This is a genomic window from Protofrankia sp. Cas3 (assembly GCF_963555955.1).
In the GTDB taxonomy this organism is placed as follows: Bacteria; Actinomycetota; Actinomycetes; order Frankiales; family Frankiaceae; genus Protofrankia.
Genome location: NZ_CAUVXP010000138.1, coordinates 12,064 through 15,893 on the forward strand (window position 1 = coordinate 12,064; position 3,830 = coordinate 15,893).

Consider the following 3,830-nt stretch of genomic DNA (forward strand, 5'->3'; position numbering starts at 1 on the left):
TGCGTGCCGGGATCGATCGTGGCTGTACGGGACACACCATAGCCACCAGCGGGTTTGAGCGCAACATCCGGGCCTACCCCTTGAGTACATAGCACCGGGTAGCGTTAACATGCGATCGTGACCGAAGATCAGACCGGGCCACTCAAGCCCCTCATCGACTCGTGGACACTCTCCCTGCGAGCCGCCGGCAAGTCCCCCCGCACCATCGGTACCTACCTGATCGGCATCCGGGTGATCGACGCACACCTCGCCGCAGCGGGAGTCACCGACATCGCCGACATCACCCCCGACCACATGCGACAGTTCCTCGCCGATCACGCGGCTAGCCGTGCGGTGGGAACAACGGTCGCCCGCTACACCATCGCGAACATCTTTTTCAAATGGTGCATGGCTGAAGGGGAGTTGGACGCCAACCCGCTGACACGGGTCGCCCGGCCGGCCGTCCCCGTACAGCCGGTACCGGTTCCGGCCGCCGACGACCTGCGCGCCATCCTCGGCACTGCCACCGGGCGGGACTTCACCAGCAGGCGAGACACCGCGGTCATCAGGCTGTGGGCGGACACCGGAATGCGACGATCCGAACTCGCCGCACTGAAGGTCGCCGACGTCGATCTACGCGATCAGGTCGCTCTCGTCATGGGCAAAGGCGCGCGGGCGAGATCGTGCCCGTTCGGCGCGAAGACCGCGCAGGCACTCGACCGGTACCTCCGCGCCCGGCGCAACCATCCCAAAGTCGCCACTGATGCACTGTGGCTCGGCGATCGGGATTACGGCGCGGTAACCGCACAGGCGCTGTACAAGATGCTCGTGAGACGCGCCGCCAGCGTCGACATCGCCATCACACCGCACAAGCTCCGACACTTCTTCGCACACCAGTGGCTGGCCGAAGGCGGATCGGAAGGCGACCTGATGCGCCTAGCCGGATGGCGGACCCGCACCATGCTGGACCGCTACGCCGCATCCACAGCCGATGACCGTGCCCGCGCCGCACACCGCCGGATGAGCCTGGGAGACAAGCTGTGACCGCCAACGACTGGCTCAATCCCACCGGGCATGACCGGACCGCGCAAGCCGAAGACACCGCACTACGCCGAAAAGGGATCACCGATCGCGGCCTGTACTTCGGCCGCGTGCTAGTGGAGGTTTACTGCCCCCGTCCAGGCGGACGCGGGCATCTCCTGGCCGCCGCCTATCCGACGCCGCACAACGGCCCGCTGTTCGTTCCCGCCGAGCGGAGGATTCGAAATTCCGACCGCGGGGAGCATCAGCGTTTCGTGGAGATACCGCAACCGGGCTCCAGTCCCGAACGGCTGGAAGCCCTGGCTCAGCATCATCGGGAACGCATGTCTGAGGACCTCTCCGATGAACTCCGGACGCCCGGGGTGACGCATGCGTACCTGCCCTACCGGGTGGCGCTGGTGAACTGGCCGTGGCCGGACGACCGAGACCCAATTGACACCGAAGAATTCAACCTGCATTGCCGCTGTGGAGGCCCTTACCGGACGACCCTTACCGATCTCCGCGTGGCCGCTTCCGCGTGGGCCAAAGCTAGCCGGACATGCCACGTAGCCGCCCGGAAGTCGAGGTAGGGCGTCAATGTGCTACGCTGGCAAACAGCAACATCAACTACATGAACCGCCGGAGCTGTCGCAGCCCGCGCCCTACGAGATCGGCGCCGTAGGAACGACCCCCGCAGGGGTTCGTTTCCCGTGCCCTCGAAAGGCCCCGGCAAGTGCCACGAGTACCTCTCACACCCGAACAGCGCGTTCTACGCGCACGCATTGCCGCCCATGTGTCCCACGCCAACACCGACCCGCGCGAGCGCACAGCCGCTGCCCGTGCCGCCACCCCACAATGCCGCCCATATTGGGAACGGAAAGTTCGCGCGGAACACCCGGATCTCGATGATGCCGAGGTCACCCGACGGGCGACCCACCTGCACCACGCGCACATGGCACGGCTGTCGCTGGCATCGTCCAAGGCCCGCGCCCGTAAGGCCGCAGCACCGGAAGCCGAAGCCGCATGACTACGCCGATACGGCGCCCGGCCGAGGAACCAGGCGCCGCAATGATCAGATCGGCGAGAACGGATCCTCACGATCATAACCGATCCGCCGGACATGTGACGGACCGCCCAGGTGCGACAACACCCGGACGGCCCTTGACCCCGAACCCTTACAGAGAGGGAACGAGACCCATGCTCGATTCTTCCACCGAGCGCGCCGATCAGCGCGCGCATTCCGACCTCAAAGCCGCGGCACTCGGCTACGCCCGGCGCGGCTGGCCGACGTTCCCACTCTGGTGGCCGAACGGGGACCGCTGCGCATGCGGCACACCCGACTGCGACCGCCCAGCGAAGCACCCAATCGGACGGGCCGCACCCCGCGGGTTGCACAGCTCCACCGTCGACCCGGACGTGATCCGATCATGGTGGAGCCGGTGGCCTGACGCGAACATCGGGCTTCGAACCGGCGTTCACTTCGACGTGATCGACCTCGACGGCGTAGAGGGACTCGCATCCCTCGCCGCCATGGACAATGCCGGATACCCGCCGAACATCCTCGGAATCGCCGAAACCGGCCGTGAAATCGGATGGCATTTGTTTGTCCCACCATCCGGAGACACCAACAAAACCCGATTCCTGCCCGGACTCGACTACCGCGGAAAATCCGGCTATGTCGTCGCGGCGCCATCCCTGCACATTTCCGGCCGCCGTTACCGCTGGTGCGGGCCGGGGGGCACCCGATGAGCCTCATCCCACCGTGGGTGCCCGTTGATCAGCGTCCCTCACCCCCAAATCAGCCAACCACACGCGCGGTTTCCAGGACCGCGCCAAGCACCGGCGGACGGCGGGAACGCTGGGCACTGGCCGCATTGAACGGCGAGTGCGCCGATATCGCCGCTATGACGCCCGACAGCGGCCGAAACCACGCCCTCAACGGTGCCGCCTACAAGATGGGCCGACTCGTCGCGGGTGGCTTGTTGGGTGAGCAGGACGTCCGCCAGGCCCTCACCGACGCGGGAGTAACAGCGGGCCTCCCGCTGTCCGAGGCGACTCGGACTGTCGAGTCTGGTCTTTCTGCGGGAATGCGTGCACCGCGGACAGCTGGTGACGCAGCATGACCGCTGAGACAGCCGAAACCGCGCGCATGGTCAGCAGTAGTGGAACTGACCTTGACACGCCGGACGGCCAAGCCTCAACCCCGCAGACAGGTCGCCGGGCTCGAATCGTCTGGGGCACAGAAGAAGATCCCGAACCGGTCATTTGGGCGTGGGAAGACGACGGTCGAGACCTCACCGAAGAGGCCCTCTCCAAAGTGCGGATTCCTGCCCCCTTCGGGCGGATCCCTGCTGGCACGCTCGCCATCGCAGCCGGACGGGAAGGAACAGGAAAGTCGAGCTTTGGGATTTGGCTTGCCGCGCAGATCACCCGCGGCACACTCCCGGGCAGCTTTTACGGCGAACCCCGCAGAGTCCTGTACGTCGCCGTAGAGGACTCGTGGAAGCACACTCTTCTCCCGAGAATGATTGCCGCCGATGTGGACCGCAGCATGATCGGACGATTTGACGTTATTGTCGACAAAGACACCGAGATGACCCTATCCCTGCCAGCGGACAATGCTCTTCTCGAAGCCGAAGTGATCCGGCACGGTATCGCGCTCGTCGTGATCGACCCTTTGATGTCCGCAATCGGGGAAAAGATCGACACGCATAATGAAAGAAATACCCGGACCGCGCTCGATCCATTGGCGAGACTCGCGGATCGATCCCGCGCGGTAATCCTCGGCATCGCGCACTTCAACAAGGGCAACGGTAGCGACGTCGCATCGC

At 65.3% G+C, this 3,830-nt stretch carries 6 protein-coding genes; all 6 read left to right on the forward strand.

Features of this window, described 5'->3' with window-relative positions:
* Positions 1-117: 117 nt before the first annotated feature.
* Positions 118-1,023: a tyrosine-type recombinase/integrase gene (locus tag U9983_RS21155; protein ID WP_322755688.1), complete on the forward strand. Its 906-nt coding sequence runs from the start codon at positions 118-120 to the stop codon at positions 1,021-1,023.
* The gene (locus U9983_RS21160; protein ID WP_322755689.1) at positions 1,020-1,589 is read left to right on the forward strand and encodes a hypothetical protein; all 570 of its coding nucleotides are present in this window, start codon (positions 1,020-1,022) and stop codon (positions 1,587-1,589) included. The genes U9983_RS21155 and U9983_RS21160 overlap by 4 nt, the downstream gene beginning before the upstream one ends.
* Before the next feature lie 143 nt (positions 1,590-1,732).
* Complete coding sequence (locus tag U9983_RS21165) at positions 1,733-2,026, forward strand: hypothetical protein (protein WP_322755690.1); 294 nt, start codon at positions 1,733-1,735, stop codon at positions 2,024-2,026.
* A gap of 170 nt (positions 2,027-2,196) precedes the next feature.
* Positions 2,197-2,748 (forward strand): bifunctional DNA primase/polymerase, encoded by a 552-nt coding sequence (locus tag U9983_RS21170; RefSeq protein WP_322755691.1) that lies wholly within the window; start codon positions 2,197-2,199, stop codon positions 2,746-2,748.
* A gap of 155 nt (positions 2,749-2,903) precedes the next feature.
* The gene (locus tag U9983_RS21175) at positions 2,904-3,122 is read left to right on the forward strand and encodes a hypothetical protein (RefSeq protein WP_322755692.1); all 219 of its coding nucleotides are present in this window, start codon (positions 2,904-2,906) and stop codon (positions 3,120-3,122) included.
* The coding region (locus U9983_RS21180) for an AAA family ATPase (protein WP_322755693.1) at positions 3,119-3,830 on the forward strand (712 nt) is incomplete at its 3' end. The genes U9983_RS21175 and U9983_RS21180, both read left to right, overlap by 4 nt.

Excerpts from the sequence above, each read along its gene's own strand:
- U9983_RS21175 (WP_322755692.1), top strand. The coding sequence starts at position 2,904 with ATGACGCCCGACAGCGGCCGAAACCACGCCCTCAACGGTGCCGCCTAC.
- U9983_RS21170 (WP_322755691.1), top strand. The coding sequence starts at position 2,197 with ATGCTCGATTCTTCCACCGAGCGCGCCGATCAGCGCGCGCATTCCGAC.